The 26,971-nt window shown below is 37.5% G+C and carries 17 protein-coding genes; 6 read left to right on the top strand and 11 right to left on the bottom strand.

Features of this window, described 5'->3' with window-relative positions; genetic code table 11:
• The first annotated feature begins 1,479 nt into the window (after positions 1-1,479).
• Positions 1,480-2,880, top strand: a complete 1,401-nt coding sequence (locus BN200_RS05385) for an amino acid permease (protein ID WP_019221521.1) — start codon at positions 1,480-1,482, stop codon at positions 2,878-2,880.
• Between the two features lie 101 nt (positions 2,881-2,981).
• Here the strand turns inward: BN200_RS05385 and ilvC are convergent, their stop codons facing one another.
• From ilvC to BN200_RS09975, 4 genes are all read right to left on the bottom strand, one after another.
• Positions 2,982-4,001: a ketol-acid reductoisomerase gene (gene ilvC, locus BN200_RS05380; protein ID WP_019221520.1), complete on the bottom strand. Its 1,020-nt coding sequence runs from the start codon at positions 3,999-4,001 to the stop codon at positions 2,982-2,984.
• A gap of 1,746 nt (positions 4,002-5,747) precedes the next feature.
• On the bottom strand, positions 5,748-6,482 hold the full coding sequence (locus BN200_RS05375; protein WP_019221519.1) for a pyridoxine 5'-phosphate synthase: 735 nt from the start codon (positions 6,480-6,482) through the stop codon (positions 5,748-5,750).
• Between the two features lie 83 nt (positions 6,483-6,565).
• Positions 6,566-7,687: an ATP-dependent DNA helicase gene (locus BN200_RS05370; RefSeq protein WP_019221518.1), complete on the bottom strand. Its 1,122-nt coding sequence runs from the start codon at positions 7,685-7,687 to the stop codon at positions 6,566-6,568.
• A 701-nt stretch (positions 7,688-8,388) separates the two neighbouring features.
• A complete protein-coding gene (locus tag BN200_RS09975; protein WP_341871744.1) occupies positions 8,389-8,532 on the bottom strand; it encodes a hypothetical protein in 144 nt (47 codons plus the stop codon).
• A gap of 818 nt (positions 8,533-9,350) precedes the next feature.
• Between BN200_RS09975 and BN200_RS05360 the strand changes: the two genes are divergently transcribed.
• Together BN200_RS05360 and BN200_RS05355 are read left to right on the top strand one after the other, a co-directional pair.
• Positions 9,351-10,559 carry an MFS transporter gene (locus BN200_RS05360; protein WP_019221516.1) on the top strand — a complete coding sequence of 403 codons (1,209 nt, stop codon included), beginning with the start codon at positions 9,351-9,353 and terminating at the stop codon, positions 10,557-10,559.
• A 27-nt stretch (positions 10,560-10,586) separates the two neighbouring features.
• Positions 10,587-11,588, top strand: a complete 1,002-nt coding sequence (locus tag BN200_RS05355; protein WP_019221515.1) for a TauD/TfdA family dioxygenase — start codon at positions 10,587-10,589, stop codon at positions 11,586-11,588.
• 675 nt (positions 11,589-12,263) lie between these two features.
• Here BN200_RS05355 and BN200_RS05345 read toward each other — a convergent pair.
• From BN200_RS05345 to BN200_RS05315, 7 genes are all read right to left on the bottom strand, one after another.
• Positions 12,264-14,063, bottom strand: coding sequence for an acetolactate synthase 3 large subunit (locus BN200_RS05345; protein WP_034989095.1), 1,800 nt, complete (start codon positions 14,061-14,063; stop codon positions 12,264-12,266).
• A 268-nt stretch (positions 14,064-14,331) separates the two neighbouring features.
• Positions 14,332-15,204 (bottom strand): tRNA (adenosine(37)-N6)-dimethylallyltransferase MiaA, encoded by an 873-nt coding sequence (gene miaA / locus BN200_RS05340; protein ID WP_019221512.1) that lies wholly within the window; start codon positions 15,202-15,204, stop codon positions 14,332-14,334.
• A 638-nt stretch (positions 15,205-15,842) separates the two neighbouring features.
• A complete protein-coding gene (locus BN200_RS05335; RefSeq protein ID WP_034989093.1) occupies positions 15,843-17,360 on the bottom strand; it encodes a Do family serine endopeptidase in 1,518 nt (505 codons plus the stop codon).
• A 152-nt stretch (positions 17,361-17,512) separates the two neighbouring features.
• Positions 17,513-18,463, bottom strand: coding sequence for a protease modulator HflC (gene hflC / locus BN200_RS05330; RefSeq protein ID WP_019221509.1), 951 nt, complete (start codon positions 18,461-18,463; stop codon positions 17,513-17,515).
• On the bottom strand, positions 18,463-19,608 hold the full coding sequence (hflK, locus tag BN200_RS05325; protein WP_019221508.1) for an FtsH protease activity modulator HflK: 1,146 nt from the start codon (positions 19,606-19,608) through the stop codon (positions 18,463-18,465). The genes hflC and hflK overlap by 1 nt, the downstream gene beginning before the upstream one ends.
• A 119-nt stretch (positions 19,609-19,727) precedes the next feature.
• Complete coding sequence (locus BN200_RS05320) at positions 19,728-20,237, bottom strand: dihydrofolate reductase (RefSeq protein WP_019221507.1); 510 nt, start codon at positions 20,235-20,237, stop codon at positions 19,728-19,730.
• Positions 20,234-21,028 carry a thymidylate synthase gene (locus BN200_RS05315; RefSeq protein ID WP_019221506.1) on the bottom strand — a complete coding sequence of 265 codons (795 nt, stop codon included), beginning with the start codon at positions 21,026-21,028 and terminating at the stop codon, positions 20,234-20,236. The genes BN200_RS05320 and BN200_RS05315 overlap by 4 nt, the downstream gene beginning before the upstream one ends.
• Positions 21,029-21,266: 238 nt before the next feature.
• On the opposite strand from BN200_RS05315, the gene BN200_RS05310 reads away from it, so the two are divergent.
• The 3 genes from BN200_RS05310 (at position 21,267) to BN200_RS05300 (ending at position 26,903) form a co-directional block, all read left to right on the top strand.
• Positions 21,267-22,574, top strand: coding sequence for an MFS family transporter (locus BN200_RS05310; RefSeq protein ID WP_019221505.1), 1,308 nt, complete (start codon positions 21,267-21,269; stop codon positions 22,572-22,574).
• Positions 22,575-23,747: 1,173 nt separating this feature from the next.
• Positions 23,748-25,055, top strand: a complete 1,308-nt coding sequence (locus BN200_RS05305; RefSeq protein ID WP_019221503.1) for an MFS family transporter — start codon at positions 23,748-23,750, stop codon at positions 25,053-25,055.
• Between the two features lie 540 nt (positions 25,056-25,595).
• Entirely contained in the window at positions 25,596-26,903 is a 1,308-nt protein-coding gene (locus tag BN200_RS05300; RefSeq protein ID WP_019221502.1) for an MFS family transporter, read from the top strand.
• Positions 26,904-26,971 lie beyond the last annotated feature (68 nt).

Raw genomic sequence — 26,971 nt, 5'->3', positions numbered from 1 at the left:
AAAAGGGTGTTTTAAGATCATTTAAAGCCCCTTTAATGAATCTTTTTCTCTTCTCCTAAATATCACAATTGCTAATGATTAGTTCCTTTGCCGGAATCGCGTTATTTGACAAATTACAGGAATAAGTTGTTGTCACCTCTTTTAGGGTAAATTGACTGAAAGTTTTTCAGATATCTAGCACATTATTTAAAAATAAAAGAAGCTTCCACTTTCATTGCGCAAGCAGCGTAATATCACCTAATAATCTTACCACTTTATCGCTCTTCGATAGATCATAATTTATCGTAAGTTTTATACCAACCATTTTTTCAAAGGTTTTTAAAAATCTTTCAAAAAAGGTCATGTGAAGCCTTTTAATCTTTCTTGTAAGATTGCTTAAAATAAACCAGCTTTCTGATACGGCAACAATCAAAGCTTTCCTTTGCATATGTGCAAAGAACATAATTCTTTAAAAAATATCTTCACAATTTTGCAATAGAATGGACACAAAAAAATTACTCTGAAACTCTTATAACAACTATCCGTCTCTCTTTTTAAGAAAACATTTGTCTCTTTCAAAACCATATTACCCTTTTATTTTCTCTTTTATTCTCTCACAAAGAGATTTTTATCCACCTTTACATAAAGAACAAATGTATAGATACAGCTCAGTTCTCTGCCATATCTAAAAGACCCTCCAATATAATCTTAATGGGATTTTCTCGTAACATTCTACCAAACAGTGTAAACATCTGAAAAGAATTCTTCTTCATAACTTTAGGATTAAAGAACCGATAGGCTTTTTCAATTCCTTTGTACAAAAGAAAAAAGCTCTCCTCCGTTTATGCTACCAAATAAAAACCAATAAAATAATTGAGAAAACCATAACATTTCTGGATGAAACATTCATCAAAATCATCCTTCAGCAATAAGAAAAACCATTAAAACCCATGCCAAATCGCTGATGCACGACTCTCGTCTCACGCAAATTACCAATATCCTTCTAAAAGAGAATACTAGAACTTTCTTTTTTATGTTTGATTTTTCTATTCACGGAAATGACCTATAAAGAAATCATTTTAAATTTTCTGCAACTAGAGATTTGTCCTTAAGTAAGAGGACAATTTCTATACCCTGTACAACCGATAAATCAAACTTTCTCTCGAATATGAAGATATAAAATAATTGCCGATTAGTAGGACTTGCAATAACCTATAGACCACTCTTACAAATATTTAAAACAGCTTATAATTCTCATCATACACTAAGCCTTCTTATCAACCCTTTTAGCTACAACTCAAAACGTATCTCCAAATATTTATTGCATTATTTAGGAGTGAAATAGTATACCACGCCCATTCCATATTCTTTCTCTTTATCCACATGAAGTCATAAAAAATGTTTTTCTCCTTTACTCCTCATTCATATCATGCTTCGATAAACAAGATTACATTTTTTAGTGTAATTCTAACTTAAATAATTAAAGGGAACCTCCTCAAAATGGACTATAAACAAAATTTAGAAGATAATCCTCAGAAGAAATTGCAACGAGGATTAGACAACCGTCACGTACAACTTATAGCTCTAGGTGGTGCTATTGGAACAGGTCTCTTCATGGGATCAGGGAAAACAATCAGCGTAGCAGGTCCTTCCATCATACTTGTTTACGCTATTATTGGGTGTGCCTTATACTTTGTAATGCGCGCTATGGGAGAATTACTGCTTTCTAACTCGCAATACCGGTCTCTTATTGATTTTTCAACCGATATGCTAGGACCAGGAATTGCTTTTTTTGTTGGCTGGAACTATTGGTTAAGTTGGGTTGTGACTGGAGCTGCAGATATTATTGCTATCATTAACTATATGCATTTCTGGTGGCCAACACTCAATCCATGGGTTGTTGTTTTTTCTTGCATTGGCTTCTTTTTAATCCTTAATCTCCTTGCTGTAAAATTTTTTGGTGAACTTGAATTCTGGTTTGGTCTTATCAAAGTTGTAGCAATTTTAGCATTAAACGTTGTTGGATTTTATATGATTGTCACAGGCTTTACCTCTCCAAATGGCACTGTTGCTTCTCTCAGTCACGTATGGAACGGTGGAGATATATTTCCTCGAGGAATTACAGGATTTTTTGCTGGATTTCAAATTGCCATTTTTTCTTTTGTTGGTATAGAAATTGCTGGCACAACTGCAGCTGAAGTTAAAGAACCTAAAAAAGTTCTTCCCAAAGCAATTAATGCAATACCGGTTCGTATTGTACTCTTTTATATATTTTCTCTTGCTGTGATCATGTCAGTCACACCTTGGGATCAAGTTGTTCCAGATAAAAGCCCCTTTGTTTCGATGTTTTGGCTTGCTGGCATTCCAATAGCTGCTGGTTTGGTCAATTTTGTCGTTCTTACTTCAGCTGCCTCTTCAGCAAATAGTGGTATTTTCTCAACCAGCCGCATGATCTATGGGCTTGCAACACAAAAAGGTGCACCTCCACTTTTAGGTAAGCTTTCTAAATACCATGTTCCAGCTAATGCCCTATTCTTTTCTTGCTTATGTATTTTATTAGGTTATACAATTGCATCATCCTCTCCAAGCATCATCAGTGCTTTTACAATTGTGACCTGCATTTCAGCGATTGCATTTTTATTCGTATGGTCTGTCATTTTGATTAGCTATATTGTGTATCGCCGCAATCACCCTCATCTCCATGCTGAGTCGGTCTACAAAATGCCTGGAGGCGTTATCGTGTGCGGAATTGTTCTATTTTTCTTTGCCTTCATGCTCTATTTGTTGACATTAGAACCTGATACCTTTACGGCTTTGAAATATAGTATATTCTGGTTTATCTTCTTAGGCATAATGTATTTTATGTTTATAAGAAAGAAAACTGCTGAAGATAACAAATAAAATCTATATATTGAAAAGCATACCAAAAAAGGGTAACCAAAGTTACCCTTTTTTGTTTACATAAAAAATAAAAGCTGTTTACATAATATTTTCTATAAACTTCAATTACGTTCTTTATCAACCAAAGCGTTCGCCTTTATCCAAGGCATCATAGAACGAAGCTTTTTGCCAACTTCTTCAATAGGATGTTTATCATTCAAACGGCGCATACCTTTAAAATGAGCAGCACCGGCTTTATACTCCTGAATCCAATTTGAAGTAAATTTACCTGTCTGAATATCTTTCAAAATACGTTTCATTTCTGCTCGTGTCTCATCGGTAATCACGCGAGGACCAGACATATATTCACCCCATTCCGCCGTATTGGAAATGGAATAATTCATATTGGCAATACCACCTTCATACATGAGATCAACAATCAATTTAACCTCATGCAAACACTCAAAATAAGCCATTTCCGGCGCATAACCTGCTTCTGTTAGTGTTTCATAACCTGCTCGAATAAGCTCAACAAGACCACCACATAGAACCGCTTGTTCACCAAAAAGATCAGTTTCACACTCTTCTTTAAATGTTGTTTCAATCACCCCTGCACGTCCACCACCAAGACCACAAGCATAAGACAATGCGATATCATGGGCATACCCTGAAGCATCTTGTGCAACTGCAATTAAGCAAGGAACACCGCAACCATTTTGATATTCATTGCGAACTGTATGCCCTGGACCTTTAGGAGCAATCATCACAACATCAACTGTTTTTTTAGGTTCAATGAGACCAAAATGAATACTCAAACCATGGGCAAAAGCAATGACCGCACCATCACGCAAATGATCACGAATGTGCTCTTGATAAATATCGGCTTGTAATTCATCTGGCGTTGCCATCATAATGAGATCTGCCCATTTTGCCGCTTCAGCAACAGGAATAACCTCAAAACCGTCTGCGACAGCCTTTTTAGCCGTCACCGAGTCTGAGCGCAAAGCAATTTTTACATTTTGAACACCGGAATCTTTAAGATTTAAAGCATGCGCCCGCCCTTGTGAACCATAACCAACAATAGCCACTTTTTTTTCTTTAATCAAATTAACATTCGCATCACGATCATAATAAACACGCATGAAAATACTTCCTTATATTGATATTAAAACTGAATTTTAGATTTTTGATTGCATAAAAATCTAAAACTACCCCTAAGTGTTTCACACCCTATGCATAAACACAGCAATTCTTCACAACAGAACTGCAATTGAATAATCCTTAAAAGAGATGTATTGTATACAAAAAACTCTGCCCCCCAATCCTTACAAAAACATAGTGAGAATCTAAAAAGAAATTTCAGCCGCTTCTCTACAAAAAACGATACATTATAAAAAAATACTACCAAAGAAAAAGAGAGACTCTAAATTATACTCTTCTTCTGCAGAAAAAACCATTTTACCCTTAAAATTAAGGGGTATGATACGGCCTTCGACCCTTCGACCCTTCGACCCTTCGACCCTTCGACCCTTCGACCCTTCGACCCTTCGACCCTTCGACCCTTCGACCCTTCGACCCTTCGACCCTTCGACCCTTCGACCCTTCGACCATGAACTAAATTAAAGCGGATAGCAAGAAAAATTATAAAATGAGCACTGTAATTTATACTTTAGTTTTTTGCACTTAACATCGAACCCTAGAGGACAATTAAAGCTTCAAGCAATAATCCCATAAAAGAAGAAGCTTTTTGTCCAATCACGAGAAAATACGTCTTAACTATTTGGTTTTATTGAAAAACCATTCGATAGAATGATGTGTTTGATCACCATGTTCATCATCGTTTTGCGCTATGTGCTTAATTGAGAAAAAGCAAAATATTTTGCTTGCCTACCCCTGTTCTTTTTATACCTTCTGAACATAACTATTATCATATCAACAATCATTTATGTATTTTCTTACCCTTCAACAAACTAAACTGCTTAGATACAGTCATTGCACTCTCTGGAATTAGAATGAAAAGAAAAAACTTGGCTTAAAAACACGCATGACAGTGTAGGCTCCTCAGTGATCAAATCCTGAGTTTACTTTTCCAACGCGTCTCTCTAACATTGATCGTTTCTATAATTTTCCAACAACTTAGAACTTCTAGCACAGTAATAAACACGAATAAAGGAAACAAAAATCTTCAACAGCACTACATCCCATATCATCAATTCTTAGAAAATTTTTCTAAAAACTAGTCCCTCCTTCTAACTCTATGATCATAAAGATTTATCGACGAATTCTACACCACCTCATGTCACAAATAAAATAAGACAAAACCTATCTGTAAATAATGAAAAACTCTCACCCTTGAAACCGCATTTTTACATAACATAAACTTCTTTAATAAAAAAAATCGATGAGGTTTTCACATCTCACATGTATCTGCGAAACTTCTCTCCCATAAACAGTCAATCTTTTGCCAATCTCTCACTTGAGATCATATTTCTCCTACCTGATCTTTTATAAATAAAACAACCACCATTCGTACTTTACTGTTAAATCTTCCTAAGAAGCACAGATCTCGTGTAAAGTATAGATTTCGCTTCTTTCACACTAAAAACACTGAACAAACAGAAAAAGATAATTTTACTAACAAAAACAATATTTTAAAAAAATATTTTTATCTCTACTAAAAAATTACACGGAAAGATGTTTACTAAAATACCTGCTCAACCAAGAGCATTAATACAAAAATATCGAAGACGCTAAAAATACAGAGTTACTGACCACAGAGATGAAGAGCAAAGCGCTCTTCTTTACCAAGTATGTGCAAAATTACATTTTTGAAATAAAATTTGTAGAATTTTATCCTAATTCATAAAATTGAATAACCGAAAAAAGAATTAAGATAATAACCGGATGAAACGCTGAACAGCCTCATACATTCCGTATTCTAATGCATCAGCAATAAGTCCATGACCAATGGAAACCTCATCCAGCCAAGAAATATGATGAACAAGAGCAGGCAGATTAGTAATCGTCAGATCATGACCTGCATTAACACCTAATTGCAGCTCTTTGGCTTTTCTTGCAGCTACAGTAAGATTTTTTAATTCTTGATCCTGTTTTGTCTTATCTTGAAACGCACCACCGTAAGGTCCAGTATAAAACTCTACCCGATCAGCACCCATTGCTTTAGCAATGTCAAGACCTTCTACAACAGGATTAGCAAATAACGACACACGAATTTTTTTTTCCTTTAAACGCTGAATAATGGGCATTAAAAATTCTGCATCAAAAGCAAAATCCCAACCATGATCAGAAGTGGACTGCGCTGGATCATCAGGAACAAGAGTAATCTGATCTGCATATTTTTCTGCCAAATCTAAAAATGTATCATTTGGATACCCTTCAATATTAAACTCCGCAGTAGGAAAAGTGCTGTCAATTAAACGACGGATATCTGGCAAATCTGCAAAACGAATATGTCGCTCATCAGGTCGTGGATGAACCGTCAAACCTGCTGCACCAGCTGTCAGCGCTATATGCCCAAGATTCTTAAGACTTGGCCATGGAAGATTGCGCCGATTGCGCAACACAGCAACAGCATTAAGATTAACCGAAAGTCTTACTGCCATGGACACTCCCCATTCCTATAAAGAATTCTAAAGACAGAAAAATATACATTCCCTATGATCAGTCCAATAAAAAATAATTTTCGCTATCGAACAATAGTCAAACGCTCTGCCGCACGAGTAATTCCTGTATAAAGCCAGCGTGCAGACATGTCACGAAATGCAAAACTTTCATCAAATAAAACGACATTATCCCATTGAGACCCTTGTGCTTTATGAACCGTTAATGCGTATCCATAATCAAAATCATCATATCTCTTTTTTAATTGCCATGAAATATCATTCTCAGGGTTTTCAAACAATGCTTTTAAAAGCTTAATCTTGACTACTCCACGTTCACTCTCTTCTGGCTTAACGAGAAGATTAACACCAGGTTTAACAGTCTCCTTCTGTGAAGTCATTACTTTCCATAAAGAGCCATTTAACAAGCCTTTAGCCGGATCATTGCGCAAACAGACAAGCTTATCTCCCGCTTGTGGATAATCTGCCGTAAATCCCTTCAACGCACGCAAACGTTTGTTATAAAGATAACGTGTCCGGTTAATCCCTACCAAAAGCTGATCAGCATCCAAAACCAATTGCTGATTCACTTCTTTGCGAGTAATAATGCGAGCTGCTCCATAATCACCATAAGCAATATCACGCCCTTCACGCACATCCATAGCCAAACGAACAATGGGATTATCCCGCGCTTGTCGATGAATTTCTGAAAGAAGAAAATCTGGCGCACTATTAGAAAAAAAACCACCCCCCGAAATAGGAGGCAATTGGCCTGGATCACCCAGAACAAGAATTGGCGTACGAAAACTCATTAAATCACGCGCTAATTGTTCATCTACCATCGAACACTCATCAACAATAATGAGCTTTGCTTGTGCAGCCGCACTTCTGCGATTGAGTGCAAATGTCGGTGCGATAGACTTTTTTCCCGTAACTTCATCGGAAACCTCTTCCTCACCACGTGGACAATAAATCAAAGAATGAATAGTACAGGCGTTGCTTGCACCTTTAGAACGCAATACTTGAGCTGCTTTGCCTGTAAACGCAGCAAATTGAACAGAACCATCAACTGTTTCAGCAAAATAGCGCGCAAGCGTCGTCTTTCCTGTTCCTGCATAGCCAAAGAGTCGAAAAAGCGGAGAGCGCCCCTCCTTCAACCACGCAGAAACAGCCTTCAATGCATTATCCTGTTCCGGTGAAAACTGCATAATTTACCAAAATAAGATTCGTATAAAAAGAGCAAGCACTTTGAAAAAAAACTAATATCAAGAAAACACTCCTATCGAAAAAGTTTTTTGTCGAGACATGTCACTCTCCCCTTCTCACAGCACAATCGTCAACCTTTGTACCAACAAAACTCTCGAATAAAACGTCCCAGACTCTCAATCTTGCACCAAAGTGAAACTTGTATCACACATTTTCCTTAAATCTCATTCTTATTCTGAGCAGAAATTGTCCATATATTCATCATCAATCTGATTTTTATTAATAATGACATAAAGGAGCAGCACGAACGCCTATAAGGATAAGCAAACACAAAGCCAGTTATTTATGATTGGTGTTTCGCAAAGTGTTGTATAAAAAGCCGAAATATCTCTCCAATCCATTGCCGGTCTATGAGTGATTTTATGACATTGCTTGCCTAACAAAACTTGTGCTTTTATTGTTGCTTTTCAATCAAGCCTAACGTCACAGTGTGTTTGAGACACATATGAAAGCGATTAAAAGCTCTACAAGCAGTTCCAGCTTTTCTATGCCAAATGGGAGCGAGAACATTGTGTATCTCGATTTACGTAATCTCTAAAACGTTTATAGCCTAATTTGGGAAGAATATGAAAGCGTAATGGTAAAAACCAGTTCCCATCTTTACCGTTATTCTTTAATTCAACTTTAAGCTTTCAAAAGCATCTCAAGCAAGATCTTTTAAATAATGGGGAAGACGCATTATCACGCTTTTGTTTCTCACGTTTTTAATGAGATCACGTCCTTCACCTAAAACAGAACGCCATTGAATTGCCAATTCACGAACTTGTTTAAAAAAAACATCTCTCAACGCTCCCAAGCCCATTTCGCAATAGCGCCGCCCATGAATGATATAATGGTAAAGCTATTAAACACCACTATCTTGACACTTATGAAGAAGCAAACCGGCACACCATACTATTTGCCATCTCCCAATGTTACAAACTGCCCTTGGCAAGCAAATGGCTTTGATTGATTTAACATAAACAGATTTAAAATGAGAGAATTTTATAATATTCGGGACTCTCATTCAACATGCGAAAAAAGAATTATCTTTATAAACCAATGTATTGCCTATTAAGAGAAATACCTTATCCTACAAGAAAATAATACAGACAATAAACTCAAAACAACCTGCATATTGCAGCTTTTGTTGAATCAGATTTAAAGTAAAGAAAGTCACTAAAACAAAAGTTTAAATTGCTGTTATCGTAATTGCGAACTCCTTAGACCAAACATTATCCCTCAACAGGAATATCATTGGCAACTGCTTCATCATGAGCCTCATCAGGCAACAACATATCATTATGTGCACACCGCATCTAGACTATGTGACTGGAAAAAGCTTTGAGAATTATATTGAAAAAGCTTGCCAAAATAGAGCGTCTTTTATGAAGAGCGCTTAATGCCAGCTGAACCAATATTTGTAAAATTTATCTTATATCGCTAGCGTATCAAATTTGCACGACACATAATAGCTTATTTCCTTTAATTAAGCATATTTCTTGGCTTGCATATTAATACCAATCATATTGACAGATTTTTATGTCATCCGCATAAAATACCTCATTTATTGTTGCACTCATTATTAAAAAAGGCTACAAGTGCGCTTTCATTGGAGGGGGCATAGTGAGCAATCATCAATTTATAGAAAAGAATTATTATCGATGGATTGTATTGCTTGTTGCCACTATCGCTCAAGCATCAGCCTGCTTCTTTGTTCAAGGGATTGGTCCTTTAGCTGAATTTTTTAAGAGGGATTTCTCGCTAAGTGACTCTCAGATAGGTTTGCTGTCTTCAGCAGCGCAGTTCCTACCTATTATTGGATTACTTATAGCTGGCGAATTACTAGACAAGTTTAACGAGCGCTCTATTGTTGGCGTTGGCGCACTCGGCGTTTCTGTCGCTCTTTTGTTGGGAGCAATCGCAGATAACTATATTTCCCTTTTGATTTGTTTGCTCATTGTAGGGGGATTTTATAGTTCTGCTCAACCTGGTGGCGCTAAATCTGTTTCTGCATGGTTTCCACAATCGCAACGCGGATTTGCAATGGGAATAAGGCAGGCGGGGCTACCATTAGGTGGAGCATTAGCTGGGATGGTTCTTCCTGCGAGTGCGCTTGTCTATGGCATACAAGGTGCATTTTTGGTCGGTGCCATCGTTTCTTTTTTAGGTGGATGTATCTTTATTATTTTTTATCACGCACCAGCAAAAGTTGTCGCTATCGTTCCAAAAAGCAAGGCAAGAATTTCGTTCTATGCAAATGTAAAATCTCGTCTTGCGATGTTGGCTGCGCCGCATATGAAGAATATTATTTTTTCAGGCGTTTCACTTGTGATCGTCCAATATGTTTTAACCATTTTTATAACTGTTTATTTTTATAGAATCTATCACCTATCTCTAGATAAAAGTACTTATTTGTTTTTTGTTTCACAGGCTTCTGGTGCCTTAGGAAGAATTATTTTAGCAGCGTGGAGTGATCATTGTAGAAAAGGACGATTTTTTCCTGTCTTGTTTTGCATGATTGCAGTCGTTTTTGGATTTTTAATATTAATTTTGAGCTTGAGTGGATCCATAATTTATTTAACTCTTTTATCTGCTTGGTTAGGTTTTTTTGGATTAGGATGGTATGGCCCTTGGGTTGCTTATATTGTAGACTCTTCGCCGAAAGAAAGCGTTGGCTTTTCTCTGGGATTAGCAATGTCTGTCAATCAAATCGCAATTATTGCTGCTCCACCATTATTTGGATTAATCCAAGATTTTACAGACACTTATTTACTAACATGGTTGATTTTAATTTTAATGATTGTTTTTTCACTTTTCTTAATAAAAAAGTAGGGGAATATAATTGGGGAGGAAACTATAATGATAAATGAAAATACTTTTGAGTTGAGCAATGTCGAAAGAGACAATCTTTGGGAGGCTTTAGACCATATTATTTATGATCCATACGGTGGTATTGAATATTCGGTTAAGCTAAAAAAAATAGCATTTTCGCTGCTACCCCATAGAATCTTGGTAATTCTTATGAATCAAAAGATGTCTATTACCCCTAGACCATATTTAGTCTTTGAAAACCTTCCTATTGATAGAAAAATTAATACATCACCTAATCCTTATAATTTAGATTCGTCTTGTAAAAGCGGTTATATAAGCGAAAATTTAATTGTGATGTTTGCCTTATTAATCGGAGAGCCTTATTCAATTAAGTTTGAAGGCCAACATATAGTCAATAACCTAGTTCCTTTAGAGGATAATAAAAAAGATTATACAGGATTAGGATCTGAAGTTGAGTTAGATTTTCATATAGAAAATGCTGCACTAAAATTTATAAAAGGTTTAAATTTATCTCCTAAAGGGATACTTTTAACTGGTGTTCGCAATGATGTTGATGGCCCATTAACGAGAATATCTGATGCTCGTCTAGCTTTAAAACTTTTAAGTGAGGAGGATTTGAAGAGCTTAAGGGATAATTTATATATAATTAATGTTCCCTATAGATGGAGAAAAAATGGGGTAATCTCTACAAGTAAAGTGCCCCTAGTTCAAGGGGACAGTGAATTCCCAGATATCAGCGCTGTTTTTTATCCGGGCATGTTAGAGCCACAGTCAAAAAAAGCCAAGGAAGCTTTAGATCATTTTTATGAAGCTATTAAGGCTGTATCTTTTGGAATTAATGTACAACCAGGAAGATTATTATACATTGATAACAGAATGGCTCTACACTCTAGGGATAAATTTTTTGGATCATTTGATAGTTATAAAAATCCAATGCGGTGGCTTCAAAGAGTGTTTGTGTCTGCAGATTTATGGAATCATCGATATGTAAAACAAATAAAAGAAAGAGTCTTTGACTTTCAATGTTAATGTCCTGATAATGGTGTGATATTGAGTATTATTCTGGTTTATATATTGACGACACACCTCATATCTACAGATTTCTCTCGCATAATCAGGTGAGGTTACTAGTTGATTATAAGCTATGGTGGTCAATTGATTTTCTATGGCTGCATTTGATCTTTGTTATTTTTGCCCTTCCCTTCAAGCCACTAGGGGGATTCTCCTATCAAGCCCTTGAAAGAGCGATTTGGAACAATTTCATAATGCAACACCAAAACAAAGTGACAAACTTTTCTATTGTCTTCATAGGCACGACGGTTTGCATGGTCGCACCCTTCAAGTACGGTAGCTTTTTTTCTTGCACGATGGAATCTTTCATAGATGAGACAACATAATTAATTTATAACAGATAATTGAATGTATTATCTAAAAAATGCAACGAAATAGCTATTAATGTGAACATATGAATAAAAAACAAACATCACGTATAAATCAATTCAAACATAATTAGGCACACGATTGGGCACACGGTTTATAACATTTTTTAGATGAACAAATAATAATATATCCCATGTCTTTAAACAAAGCATGAAAATCATAAAATGAGCTGTAAGGATAATAGGAACTCTCCACAAAGAAGAGACAGAGATGAAGACTCCAAAGACTTCATCATCACCATCCTTCACTATTTTGTTAACATATTCAGACAAGAATTCTTCCCTCATCAGAAATAGCATTGGCAATGGCTTCATCATGCGCCTCATCAGACAACAGCATATCATTGTGCGCACAGCCAGAGGGGATCATGGGAAAACAATTTTCTAAATTATCAACACGACAATCGAAGAGAACTGGTTTGTCACAATCAATCATTTGCTGAATTTTATCATCAAGTTCATCCGGTTCTGAACAACGAATCCCAACCGCTCCGTAAGCCTGTGCCAATTTTACAAAATCAGGCATCGACTCCGTATAAGAATGAGAAAGACGATTACCGTGCAACAATTGCTGCCACTGTCGGACCATACCCATATATTGATTATTTAAAATAAAAATCTTCACTGGTGTCTTATGTTGAATTGCCGTTGCGAGTTCTTGGATATTCATTTGAATTGAAGCATCACCAGAAATACACACAACAAGTGCATCAGGGTGTGCAATCTGAACACCAATAGCAGCAGGAAGACCATAGCCCATAGTTCCAAGACCACCAGAAGTCATCCAACGTTTTGGCTTATCAAAACGATAATACTGCGCCGCCCACATCTGATGTTGTCCAACATCCGTTGTGATATAAGCATTTGCACCTTTGGTCAGTGCATAAAGCCGTTCAAGAGCATATTGTGGCATAATAACATCTTTTTTTTCCCTATATGCCAATGAATTACGAGCTCTCCAGCGATGAATTTGCGTCCACCACGCATGACGACTTTCGTTTTTCAATATTCGTTTCTGCATATTGAAACGTTGATTTATATCTCCTAGAATATCAGCGACATCGCCAATGAGCGGAACTTCTACTTTTACGGTTTTATTGATAGAAGCAGGATCAATATCAATATGAATAATGCGCGCATGAGGTGCAAATGCATCAAGTCGCCCAGTAATACGATCATCAAACCGTGCCCCAACAGCTAACATAACATCACAATCATGCATGGCCATATTAGCCTCATAGGTTCCATGCATTCCAAGCATTCCAAGCCAATTTTTGCTGGAAGCCGGATAAGCACCAAGTCCCATGAGTGTTGAAGTAATCGGAAAATCTCCCAATTCAACCAAATCACGCAAAAGCTTTACAGCTTGAGGACCCGATGAAATAACACCACCACCAGAATAAATAACAGGCCGTTTTGCTTGAGCTAAAAGAGAAACAGCATTTTCGATAGCTCCGCTATTCCCTTTTACTCGTGGAGAAGAATGCCGAGATAGCGAAATTTGAGGCGCTCTATAAAGACCTGAAGCGAATTGGATATCCTTAGGAATATCAATCAAAACCGGTCCTGGACGTCCTGATTGAGCAACAGCAAAAGCCTCATGAATAATGGCAGCAAGATCATTGACATCTTCAACCAACCAATTCCGTTTCGTACAGGGCTTTGTAATACCAACTGTGTCAGCTTCTTGAAAAGCATTTGTTCCAATTACAGTTGTTGATACCTGACCAGAAAAACAAACAAGAGGAATAGAATCCATGAGTGCATCTTGCAAAGGCGTCACAGCATTGGTTGCCCCTGGACCAGAAGTCACAAGCACAACGCCAACCTTCCCTGTGCTGCGTGCATAGCCTTCAGCAGCATGACCTGCTGCTTGTTCATGACGCACCAAAACATGCTGCAGTGAATCTTGTTGATAAAGTACATCAAAAATAGGAAGCACAGCTCCACCAGGATACCCAAAGAGATGTTTAACCCCTTGATCAATAAGAGCTTGAACCACCATTTCAGCACCCAACATTGTTTTTCCGTTCGCACTCTCTTGCATTCTTGGATGATTTATCATTTTCCCACTCGCCCACTTGATAGCACAATAAAAAAAGCCCCCGGAGGAGCCTATAAAAAAAGGCTCTGAGAGAGCCCATTACACACAAAAAACATAAATTGTATGATTACCCCCCATTATTCCAATGCGCAAAATATATAAGGAAAACCCTTCCTATAAAAATATTTCTAATTCCATTGATCCCATCCGTCAATAAAAAATTATACTTCTTTTAAAAAATTCCATTCATAATTCAATTTTTTACATTACTTTTCAAGCTTATACTTTCTCAAAAAAGAAGCATCCATTCTTCATCAAATTGATTACGAAACCATGTCATTTGCCTTTTTGCATATCTCCTCGTTTGTGTTTTCACCATTTCAAGAGCCTTCTCAAAACTTTGCTGCCCATCTAAATAAGCTATAAATTCAGCGATACCAATAGCCTTCATCGCTGGCAACAAAGGAGAAAGCGCAAGCTTCTTGATAGCCATCACCTCTTCTAAAGCACCCCTTTCAATCATAGAGTCCAACCGCCTATGAATACGTTCATACAGCAACTGACGCGGTGGAATGAGAAGAATTTTTTCTGCAACATACGGCGCAATGAGAGGTGTTGTTTTTTGCTTCTGCCACCAACTGAGCTTTTTATTAGTTGCCTCATAAACTTCCAAAGCACGGACAATACGTTGTCCATCATGTGAAGAAATTTTCTCAGCGAGAACAGTATCAACCTGCACCAACTGACGATAAAGGCTTTCAGCCCCCTCTTTATCAAGCAGAGCTCGCCATTTCTGCCGCACGGCATCTGGAACATAAGGAACTTTTGCAATCCCTTCCAAAAGAGCACGAAAATAAAGTCCTGTTCCACCAACAAAAATAAGCGATTTCGAAGCAAACCTAGTTAACAATTTCTCAACATCACACAACCATTTCCCGACTGAATAACTCACACTAGGACTCACATAACCGTAGAGATAGTGCGGAGCAATCGCAGTATCAGCCTGCGTAGGTCTTGCCGTTAAAATATTTAAAACATCATAAATCTGCATTGAATCAGCATTAATGATGACAGCATTGTTTTCCTGAGCCATTTGTAAGGCAAGTGCTGATTTGCCACTGGCAGTTGGACCTGCGATTAAGGTAATCGTTCTGCCTTTCATGAATGGAAATCCTTATATCCATCAATCAAAAACTTCTTGCAAGACGCATGAAAAACTCCAAAGACCTTGTCTTGCATCTCCATTGTCATAAATGTGAATGCATTCAAAGAAAATACAAGCATGCTCTCTTCAATTCACAAAGAGAAAGTACCTATGATAGTTTTGCCCCTATGAGAAAAGGAAAAATAAACACAAGAACAATGCCTAAAAATCTTAAAGTCTCTTTTCTCTATCCTTATTCAATAATAAAATACTGTCATAAATTTTTTCAAAGAAACTATTATCAAAAAGCATACTTTTTGCACTCATATACTAAAATAAGGCTAGCTAAAAAAACCATGATCACACAGCCTACGTTTTTATAAAAACGGATGATATTTGATTTAGAACAAACTCTTCACAGATCATCATCCTTAAGTGGGCAGTTTTCTTACAATTTTTTCCATCAACCACAAAAAAATATAGCAATGCCCACATGAAGAACTCTGGTATGAACCTTTTTTGTATAATTACTCTTTTAAAAACGAGTGAGAAAAAATTCTCACCTATCCCATATTTTTACAGAGATAAAAAAAACACGAATAATTGAATACATCTCCCCCCAAAAATGAATTGCTAAAATATTAAATCTCAAAATATCAATCCATCGGGATCGTTACAAATCGCAATTCTCCATCGGGCTTAGCAATGATGAAGAGAGCATTTTTGCGTCCAGCTTCACGTAATTTATGAAGACGTTTTTTAGCCTCATCAAGTGTTGTAACAGTGCTTTGATTGATATCAACAATCACTTCACCCGTGCGAATACGCTTTTTATCCGCCGCGCTATTTTCCACAACAGATGTCACGACCAATCCCTGAAGTTTATCGCTAATGGAATAATGTTGACGCAAATCCCCTGTAAGCTCAGTTAATGTCATTCCCATAAATTGAATTGTCCCACTTTTCGATACAGGAGGGCTCTTTTCATTATCAGATTCTGCGACTGTATTCTCATTTGTCTCTGTCTCAATTAAACGTCCAAGCCTAACTTTTACTGTTTTTTCCTGCCCATTGCGCAAAACAGTAATATCTACTACTTTTCCCTCAGGACTTTCCGCGACCAAACGCGGCAAATCGCGCGCATGCTTAATTTTGGCATTGCCAAAAGAAACAATGATATCACCAATCTGCAACTGGCTATTGTCTACATCCGTTTGCTCCATTTTACCTGCAACCAACGCCCCCACAGGACTACTCAATTTCAAACTTTCTGCAATATCTTCTGTCACCGGTTGAATACGAATAGCCAACCAACCACGCCTTATTTCTCCAAAATCCCGCAACTGATTGATAACAGAAAGAGCCATATCAGATGGTATAGCAAAACCAATACCAATAGACCCTCCAGAAGGCGAAATAATTGCTGTATTAATTCCAATCACCTCACCATTTCTATCAAATAACGGCCCCCCAGAATTGCCCCGATTAATCGCTGCATCTGTCTGAATAAAATTATCATAAGGACCAGCATTGAGATCACGATTACGTGCAGAAATAATACCAACCGTTACACTTCCACCAAAACCATAAGGATTACCAATAGCCATTACCCAATCACCAATACGGGCCTTTTCTGAGTCACCAAAACGCACAGCTTTTAATTTTTTACTTCCGACATCCACTTGCAGCAACGCTAAATCAGTCTTACTGTCCTTTCCAAGTAATTTTGCCTTTAGTTTTGTACCATCGGTAAAATTTACTTCAATATCATCGGCATCAACGATAACATGATAATTTGTAACAATAAGCCCTTTTTGTGCATCAATCACAAAACCAGACCCCAAAGAACGTACTTTTTGAAACTGACTCTCTTTTTGACCATCTTTAGGAGCAAAAAAATCAGTAAAATACTCTTGTAGTAATGAATCTTCTGGAATAACGGGTACCGAAGTATTTTCATCCTGTTCAGTCCCATCAACTGTTTGTGCTGTGGAAATATTCACAACTGTTTCCAAAAGCTGGGCAGCCAGATCAGGAACAGAAAGCGATGTATTTTTTGTCTCCCCCGCCCAGGACAAATTCATTGTCCCTGATAAAAACAAAACCATACAAACAAAAATTCTTATGACAAAGCACTTCATAGACGTATTTTTACCTATGACATTTCTACCCATAACACGCCTCTAACCAAAGACTGCAAAGAGCCATACCAAATTATCCCTGCAAAATTAGTATGGCTCAAGACCCATTTCATCCTAAAAGAAAACAACCAAATATCACACTTCTCATGCGAAAGTTTTTGTCCGCAATCGATCGAGTGCATCATTTATTCTCCCCCGACTTTTGAAACAGTTTTATTAAGCCCAGCATTCCCAGTAATATTCATTGTCGATGAGAATTTCCCATTTGCCTGCGGAAGATTACGAAAGTAGAAAAAGAAATCCTCATTTGGTGAAATGACCATCGGAGTACGCTCTAGATTCTTATACTGCTCCATCGCCAACCAAAAATCGTAAAAGGATGGATTAGCTTCCCGTGCTTTCAATAAAAGACGAATACTCTCAGCCTGACCTTCACCACGGGTAATCTCAGCATCACGCTTTGCTGCAGCGACGATTTCTTCATATTCACGATTAGCTTCCGCCACAATACGATCTCGCTCTTGCTGACCACGAGCACGAATATTTTCTGCTACAGCCTCCCGTTCAGCTGCCATTTGTCGGTAGACATCCTCTGAAACCGCATCGGTCAAATCGGTTTTGCGAATACGCACATCAACAATAGTAATACCTAACGAACCAGCATCTACGGAGAACTGACGCTGTACTTCAGCCATCATCGCTCCCCGTTCATCAGATAAAGCGGCTTTAAATTCGCGTTTACCATAAACGGCACGCAAAGCATCGATAAAACGCGGAGCAAGATTTTCACGCGCAGCAATTTGCGGACGCCCAGAAGCAATGCGCTGTAAAAACAGTTTAGGATCTGTAATACGATAAATAAAGAATGCATCCACTTCATAATAAGCACCACCACGAACCTGAACAGATTGTGTAGGAACGTCGTAACGTAACAAGCGATTATCAACAACAATTATCTTATCCACAAAGGGCACTTTAAAATAAATCCCCGGATCAGACTCCACTTTAACAATTTGCCCAAAACGCTTAATTGTCACTTGCTGACGAGGATAGACAATAAAAACAGACATCCACAAAGCCATCAAAACAAGCACTATGGCACTCAACATGAATAAGAAACGAGACTGCTGAACCATTAGCGTCCTCCAGAAATGTGATTATCCAAGAGCGATGCAGAATGCGCTGATCTTGTTTTCGCTTTTTCTGATGAATTGCCATGCAACAATTCATTCAGAGGAAGATAGGGCACCGCCGAAGAATTTATTTGATCAAGAACTAATTTATGAGGTGAAGAAAGAATACGCCCCATCGTCTCCATATAAAGACGATACCGTGTAGCCTCTGGTGAAATTGCAGCCTCACGCGCTATAGCTTGAAAACGCTCAGCACGGCCTGTTGCCTCTTCAACCATTTGTGCTTTTTCACCTTTTGCGATTTCCCGTGTCCGTGAAGCTTCACCATTGGCTAAACCAATCTTATTAAAACGCACACGATTTCCCTCTTCAATCATTCGCCCACGTTCCTGTTCTGCTTGTTGAACAGAATTAAATGCAGCAGCAACCTTGGTAGGAGGAGCAGCTTCACTGATAGACACACGGCTTATCTCAATACCAATTTGATATTTATCTACCGTCAACTGGATAATTTTTCTGACATCACTGGCAACTTCTTCTTTCTTATCACGTAAAACATCATCAACAGGCCTTGAGCCAATAACCTCACGCATTGCACTCTCAGCAACCTGACGAACCGTCCCTTCTTGATCATTCACATTGAATAAAAACTGACCAGGATGTGAAATGCGATAGTAAACGGAAAAATTGACATTCACAATATTCTGATCACTGGAAAGCATCAAGCCTTCACTTTGTTGCCTCTGTCCTGGCTGACCACCAATTGCGATTGTTTTTTCCGTTAAAGGTACTTTCATATAGGTCTCAATTGGCCAGAAGTGAAAATGCAAACCATCACTAATAATTTCTGTCTTAGGTACACCAAAACGCAATTCTACCGCTTGTTCATTTTGCTGAACAATATAAAGAGACTGATACAGCCAAAACAACACAGCAAATAGAAACACCAAAACAAAAAGTCCATTTCTGCCAAACTGCTTAAACTGATCCTGCCCTTTACGCAAAAGATCATCAAGATTGGGACTATTGTCACCACCGTTACTGCCACCAGAACCGAAAGGATTCTTAGAGGGTATTTTTTTGTCACCACCAAGTTTATTTTTATCGCCACTCCACGGGCCACCACCATTTTGATTTGTCCAGGGCATCATCACCTCTTTAACTGACTACCATTCCTACAAATACCAACCATTTACTTAATCTATAGGGTGCCTCACATCTTCATTACAAGACAATGGATAGCCTCTTTTCACTGAATTAAAAACCATTATTTGCGTTCATAAACTACAAAACGTGTCGGATGACTGTCTTTATCTCCTTCTGGAATATATTGTGTTTGCACAATAGTCCACTTTTCTTTATCAAAAACAGGAAAAAAACTATCACCTTCGATGGAATTTAGAACTTCTGTAAGGAATATTTTATCAGCAATATCGAAACCTTGTTGAAAAATCTCCCCACCACCAATAATAAAAATCGCATTTGCACCATTTTGAGAAGCCGCCTTTTTTGCGAGAGAACAAGCCTGAGATAAAGAGTGAGCGATAACAGCACCTTGAGCTGTGAATTCACAATTACGCGTAATAACAATATTTGTACGCCCTGGTAAAGGATGCCCAAGAGAATCCCAAGTTTTTCGCCCCATAATCACAGGCTTACCGAAAGTTAAAGCCTTAAAGCGTTGCAAATCTGTCGACAAATGCCAAGGCATTGCACCTTCTCGCCCGATAACACCATTTTCTGCAACAGCTGCAATTAAACAAATAGGAAAAGTCATACTGCTACCGGCGCCTTGATATGTGGTTGTGCATCATAATTAAGCAATTCAAAATCCTCAAATTTAAAAGAAAAGAGATCTGTTACCGCTGGGTTTATACGCATAAATGGCAAAGCATTTGGTATACGAGACAATTGATGTTGAGCCTGTTCAAAATGATTAGAATAAAGATGCGCATCACCAAGAGTATGAATAAAATCGCCAACTTTAAGACCGCTTACTTGCGCAATCATCATCGTTAACAACGCATAGGAAGCAATATTGAATGGAACACCTAAGAAAATATCCGCTGAACGCTGATAAAGCTGGCAAGACAACTTACCATCGGCAACATAAAATTGAAAAAAACAATGGCAAGGTGGGAGAGCCATTTCCTCTATGGACGCAGGATTCCATGCCGATACAATCAAACGACGAGAATCAGGCATCTTTTTAATCATTGTCAAAAGATGACTGATTTGATCAATATGGCGTCCATCAGGAGCTGGCCAAGAGCGCCACTGATAACCGTAAATAGGACCAAGATCCCCCTTTTCATCAGCCCACTCATCCCAAATTGATACACCATGTTCTTTCAACCAAGCAATATTTGTATCACCTCTAAGAAACCACAAAAGCTCATAAATGATCGAGCGTAAATGTAATTTCTTTGTTGTTAACAAGGGAAATCCAGCCTGCAAGTCAAACCGCATCTGATAACCAAAAACCGACCGTGTTCCAACACCGGTTCTGTCAGTACGATCAACGCCTTTATTTAAAACATGAGATAAAAGATCAAGGTAAGTTTTCATATAAAGTAGTATGGCCGATTCTATTCAATATAGAAAATAGAAACTATAAAATTTATAAAAATACAGTTTAAATCTCTCTCCTCAAATTTCTTACACAAGAAATTACCATGATTTGATGAAATTTTTGACGCAAAAGATAAAATATTATAGACAACTCCTAGGGGAATAAATACAGGGGTGATAAATACATAACATTATGAATATAAACAAAGATGAATATAAACAAAGGGATAGACTTATGGAGAATGAAAAAATTCTAGCACCGCATGACACAAGGAAACGTGTGCTCTCTATCATATCGAGTGCATCAGGTAATCTGGTAGAATGGTATGATTTTTATGTTTATTCTTTTACGTCCATTTATTTTGCATCACAGTTTTTTCCCTCTGATGGGGATGTTGTTACCGAACTTTTAAAATCTTCTGTTGTCTTTTTTATCGGCTTCCTCATGCGCCCAATTGGTGGCTGGTTGTTTGGATTTATTGCTGATCGCTATGGACGTAAGCGTTCCTTACTTATTTCAGTTTTTATGATGTGTGGTGGCTCGTTCCTTATTGCCCTCCTTCCCACCTATGAAACGATTGGAGCAACAGCAGCGGTTCTGCTTATTTTACTGCGCATGCTTCAAGGACTCTCGGTTGGGGGTGAATATGGAACAACAGCAACTTACATGAGCGAAATTGCTCTCAAAAATCGTCGTGGTTTCTTTAGCTCTTTCCAATATGCAACACTCATTGGTGGTCAACTTCTTGCCAGTCTCGTTATGTTTACTCTAGCCTTGTATTTAACAGAAGATCAGTTAAAAGCATGGGGTTGGCGTATTCCTTTTGCAATTGGTGGATGTGGGGCAATTGTTGCAATTTATCTGCGTCGTTCACTTCATGAAACAACCACAGAAGAAAGTCGTTCTAAAAAACAAGCTGGCAGTCTTAAAGAGCTTCTCTGCAACCACAGAAAAGCTTTCTTTCTCGTTATTGGTTTCACAGCTGGAGGATCACTCACATTTTATACCTGTACGACTTACATGCAAAAATATCTGATCACAACTACTGGATTTGATAAACATACTGCCACAACAATAATGACGGCGGCATTGTTTGTTTTCATGTTACTCCAACCTCTCTTTGGTTCGCTAGCCGATAAAATTGGTACGAAAGCTTCCCTGCTTACTTGGAGTACTTTATCCATTATCTGTGTAATTCCCGCACTTAAAATAATTGGGAATACTCATGATGCGTGGGTTGCATTATTCGTCGTTATTGGAATGCTCTGTATTATGAGTTTTTATACGTCCGTTTCTGGTATCGTAAAAGCAGAAATGTTTCCTGCTTCAGTACGCGCAATGGGAGTTGGCCTCTCTTATGCTATTGCAAATGCAATATTTGGTGGTTCTGCTGAAACTGTAGCACTCGAATTTAAAAAGATCGGGTATGAATCTGTCTTTCATTTTTACATAGCTGGTATGATGATCATTGCATTTATCGCAATTCTCTTGATGCCAGATGCTCGAAAAAAGGGATACCTGCAAGGCGACGATATTAATTAACTTTTTATATTAAATAAAAAAGCTCAGGCAACTGAGCTTTTTTACATATGTTATATAATTTTTACATATGTCATATAAAATGAAAGTAAGTGTTTTTAAGATTTTCACCCCTATTTCTGGTAACAAAGCAAAGCCATATTTCTGGCTAAAATATGCACCCATAAAAAGTAAAATTTCTTATATTATCACAAGTATCACTTGCTTCTTCTACTCCTCAACACACTTAAAAATCAAAAAAATTTTTATCTTTCATAAAAAAAGCTTTAGAAAAAATACTCAATCTCTTTTAGAAATTACTTATTCCTTTAACAAAAACCGCGCTTGCCTCATCCATCTTCTTTTTCACAACAAGACCAATTCACAAGAATAAACAGCAACACCGTTTTCAGCTGTAAATATGCGGATTGTGGATTATCATCACATCTCTGTGCAATAATAAATGCCTCTCAAGAAAAGCTAAAATTTTGCTCCATTATAGTGAAAGCATTAAAAATCAATATTTTTTGAAACAGTATAACTCTATTGATAAAGACCAAAGAAACGCACAAATACACTTAAGAGCGCCACTTTCAAAATCACTGAAACGACATAAATGGAAATATCAGACCTCTCCAAGTGTTTTGTGTGTATCAAAATTCACAATCAAGTAAAGAGACTTTATTTTTCTTAACCATAGTCAAAATAATGCGATTTAATCACGAGAACATCGATCAAAAACTGCCCCATAACACAACCGGTAGCTGCAAACCAAAACTGCCTTTGCGCGCAAAGCATTCATTTTCAAGAGAGCATCTGAACCTTTTCAAAAGATAAACCTTATGCCTCTCTCAGAAATCATAAAAACACAGTTTCTTCATTTTTCAACAATGAAAATGACACTGCATCTCCCATTACAAACCCATTTTCTTGCAATGCTCTTTTAATTTGAATGCTAAAGCTCATTGTATCATTTTTTTAATATTTAATAAAAAATCAAAATACAGTTTGATATAAATTAGTAGAAAAATGAAAAATTCCTAAAAGATAAATGGAATAAACTATATCAAACAGCTTTTCTACAAAACTACCATTCTCTATCTACAAGACTACTCTTCTCTAATTGAATACTGTAAGGTAGATTATAAAATAATTTTAATAAAAAAATGAATACAAAATCTAAAAGGGGAACATTTTATGACAAGCGGAACAATTTTAGTACCCCATGATACAAGAAAACGTATTTGGGCTATCATATCGAGTGCATCAGGAAATCTGGTAGAATGGTATGATTTTTATATTTATTCTTTTGCATCAATTTATTTTGCTTCAGAATTTTTTCCTGATGATAATAATGATGTTACACAACTGTTAAAAACCGCAGGAATCTTTTTTATTGGTTTTCTTATGCGTCCAATTGGAGCATGGCTGTTCGGCTTCATTGCCGACCGTTATGGACGCAAACGTTCAATGCTTATTTCTGTTTTTATGATGTGTGCTGGCTCTTTTCTTATTGCCATACTTCCCACCTACAAAACTCTAGGAATGACAGCAGCCTTCCTTTTGCTTTTAATCCGTATGTTTCAAGGACTCTCAGTTGGCGGCGAATATGGTACAACAGCAACTTATATGAGCGAGGTTGCTTTGAAAAAGCACAGAGGGCTCTTTGCTTCTTTTCAATATGCCACACTTATTACCGGACAACTTCTTGCCAGTTTTATTATATTTGTTCTAGCACTTTACCTTAACGAAGATCAGTTAAAAGCATGGGGCTGGCGTATTCCTTTTATGATTGGTGGCTTTGGAGCAATGATTGCAATTTATCTGCGTAGCTCGCTCCATGAAACAACCACAGAAAAAAGCCGCTCAAAACAACATGCTGGTAGCCTTAAAGAACTTTTACGCAACCACCAAAAAGCTTTCTTTTTGGTTGTTGGCTTCACAGCTGGAGGATCGCTCACATTTTATACCTACACCATTTATATGCAAAAATATCTGATCATGACGAGCGGTTTTGATAAATATACTGCAACAACGATCATGACTGCAGCGCTTTTTGTTTTTGTGTTACTCCAACCCCTCTTTGGTTTTCTAGCTGATAAAATTGGAGCAAGAATTTCACTGATCAGTTGGGGGACCCTATCCATCCTCTGTACAATTCCTGGACTTAAAATGATTGGGAATGCCCATAACGCATGGGTTGCACTATCAATCGTTATTGGAATGCTTTGTATTATGAGTTTTTATACATCCATTGCTGGCATCATAAAAGCAGAACTGTTCCCTGCCTCAATCCGAGCAATCGGAGTTGGTTTTGCTTTTGCCATTGGCAATGCATTGTTTGGTGGCTCTGCGGAATATGTAGCACTTGGATTAAAAAATATAGGACATGAAACTATTTTTCCTTTTTACATAGTTGGTATGATGATCATTGCACTCATCTCGATTCTCTTAATGCCTGATATAAACAAGGGAGGATATCTGAAAGACGATGAGGTCCATTAAATTTCTACACAGAATACAAAAAGCCCGAGCAATTGGGCTTTTTTCATGAGTGCTGTAAAATCCAATAAAAGAAACAACAAACATAAAATAATTCTCTCTTTATAGTTTCACAGTTTACCTTATAGAAAGAAATATCGTGCTGCTTTACAAGGTAGAGAATACCTGTAAAAAATCTATATTGTTGAGATTATTCAAATATTTTTGATCATTGAGTGACGTAATAATAAAAATTTATATAACCTTTTGCACTCTTCAAAGATCCTATCGAAACTTTTAAAAACAGCCATTAACAACTCTTTTATCAACATTTCACCAAGCTTGAAGCTATTTTTCAATGCACTCTTTCCTCCTTAGCTTCACTTGGACACGCTTTATCCTGCAAAAAACGCCCTCAAAATGCTCAAGCTTATAATCCAAATAAATCATCTCCAATAGCTTTCATAAGAAATTCTCACTATTATAATTCTATTTTCATGATACAAATCATGAAACAAACTTAACTATAAAAAATAAATTACAAATCTATAAGGGGAACATTTCATGACAAGTGAAACAACTTTAGCAGCAGATGATAGAAAGAAACGTATCTTTGCTATCATGGCCAGCGCATCAGGAAATCTCGTAGAATGGTATGATTTTTATATTTATTCATTTACATCAATCTACTTTGCCTCACAATTCTTTCCGTCAGGTGGTAATGTTGTTACAGAACTGTTAAAAAGTGCAGGAGTCTTTTTTATTGGTTTTCTTATGCGCCCTATTGGAGCATGGCTGTTCGGCTTCATTGCCGACCGCTATGGACGAAAACGCTCCATGCTCATCTCTATTTTTATGATGTGTAGCGGTTCTTTCCTCATCGCCATACTTCCCACTTACGAAACTCTTGGAGTAACAGCAGCAATCCTTCTACTTTTAATCCGAATGATGCAAGGACTTTCAGCGGGTGGTGAATATGGTACAGCAGCAACATATATGAGTGAGGTTGCCCTAAAAAAGCATCGTGGATTTTTTGCTTCTTTTCAATCTGGCACACTTATTACCGGACAACTTATCGCTAGTTTTATTATATTTGTTCTAGCACTTTACCTTAACGAAGATCAGCTAAAAGCATGGGGTTGGCGTATTCCCTTTGTCATTGGAGGATGTGGAGCAGTGGTTGCAATTTATCTGCGTCGTTCGCTCCCTGAAACAACAACTAAAGAAAGTCGCTCGCAAAGAAACACAGGGAGTCTTAAAGAACTTTTTACCAAACACAGCAAAGCCTTTATTATAATTGCTCTCTTTGCATCAGGAGGCTCTCTCACCTTTTATACCTGTACAACTTATATGCAGAAATATCTGATCACAACCACCGGATTTGATAAACATACTGCCACCACAATAATGACTGTCGCATTGTTTATTTTCATATTATTCCAACCTCTAGCTGGTATCCTAGCCGATAAAATTGGCACCAAAACTTTACTCATCATTTGGAGCGTACTCTCCGCAGTCTTTACATTTCCTGGACTTAGCATAATCGGCAACACAAATAGTCCATGGATTGCTCTATCCGTCATTATTGGCATGCTTGCTATTATGAGTATGTATACATCGATCTCTGGCGTCGTAAAATCAGCAATGTTCCCTGCTTCAGTACGAGCACTAGGAGTGAGTCTTTCTCACGCTATTGGAAATGCATTATTTGGTGGCTCTGCCGAATCTGTGGCACTTGGATTAAAAAATATGGGACATGAATCCCTCTTTTATTTTTACATAACCGGTGTGATGATCATTGCATTCATAGCACTTCTCTTTGTACCGAATATGAGTAAAGGAGGATACCTCCAAGATGATAAAACTCCGTAAACTTTTTCCATTAAACGAAAAAGCCCAATGACTTGGGCTTTTTTTGGAAGGATTGTATAAAATTCAAT

It is taken from the genome of Bartonella senegalensis OS02 (genome assembly GCF_000312545.1).
GTDB classification, from domain to species: Bacteria; Pseudomonadota; Alphaproteobacteria; order Rhizobiales; family Rhizobiaceae; genus Bartonella; species Bartonella senegalensis.
Note: the sequence above shows the minus strand (reverse complement) of the source record. Positions and strands in the feature narration are given on the sequence as shown.

Excerpts from the sequence above, each read along its gene's own strand:
- BN200_RS05385 (WP_019221521.1), top strand. The coding sequence starts at position 1,480 with ATGGACTATAAACAAAATTTAGAAGATAATCCTCAGAAGAAATTGCAA.
- ilvC (WP_019221520.1), bottom strand. The coding sequence starts at position 4,001 with ATGCGTGTTTATTATGATCGTGATGCGAATGTTAATTTGATTAAAGAA.
- BN200_RS05375 (WP_019221519.1), bottom strand. The coding sequence starts at position 6,482 with ATGGCAGTAAGACTTTCGGTTAATCTTAATGCTGTTGCTGTGTTGCGC.
- BN200_RS05370 (WP_019221518.1), bottom strand. The coding sequence starts at position 7,687 with ATGCAGTTTTCACCGGAACAGGATAATGCATTGAAGGCTGTTTCTGCG.
- BN200_RS05355 (WP_019221515.1), top strand. The coding sequence starts at position 10,587 with ATGATAAATGAAAATACTTTTGAGTTGAGCAATGTCGAAAGAGACAAT.
- BN200_RS05345 (WP_034989095.1), bottom strand. The coding sequence starts at position 14,063 with ATGATAAATCATCCAAGAATGCAAGAGAGTGCGAACGGAAAAACAATG.
- miaA (WP_019221512.1), bottom strand. The coding sequence starts at position 15,204 with ATGAAAGGCAGAACGATTACCTTAATCGCAGGTCCAACTGCCAGTGGC.
- BN200_RS05335 (WP_034989093.1), bottom strand. The coding sequence starts at position 17,360 with ATGGGTAGAAATGTCATAGGTAAAAATACGTCTATGAAGTGCTTTGTC.
- hflC (WP_019221509.1), bottom strand. The coding sequence starts at position 18,463 with ATGGTTCAGCAGTCTCGTTTCTTATTCATGTTGAGTGCCATAGTGCTT.
- hflK (WP_019221508.1), bottom strand. The coding sequence starts at position 19,608 with ATGCCCTGGACAAATCAAAATGGTGGTGGCCCGTGGAGTGGCGATAAA.
- BN200_RS05320 (WP_019221507.1), bottom strand. The coding sequence starts at position 20,237 with ATGACTTTTCCTATTTGTTTAATTGCAGCTGTTGCAGAAAATGGTGTT.
- BN200_RS05315 (WP_019221506.1), bottom strand. The coding sequence starts at position 21,028 with ATGAAAACTTACCTTGATCTTTTATCTCATGTTTTAAATAAAGGCGTT.
- BN200_RS05310 (WP_019221505.1), top strand. The coding sequence starts at position 21,267 with ATGGAGAATGAAAAAATTCTAGCACCGCATGACACAAGGAAACGTGTG.
- BN200_RS05305 (WP_019221503.1), top strand. The coding sequence starts at position 23,748 with ATGACAAGCGGAACAATTTTAGTACCCCATGATACAAGAAAACGTATT.
- BN200_RS05300 (WP_019221502.1), top strand. The coding sequence starts at position 25,596 with ATGACAAGTGAAACAACTTTAGCAGCAGATGATAGAAAGAAACGTATC.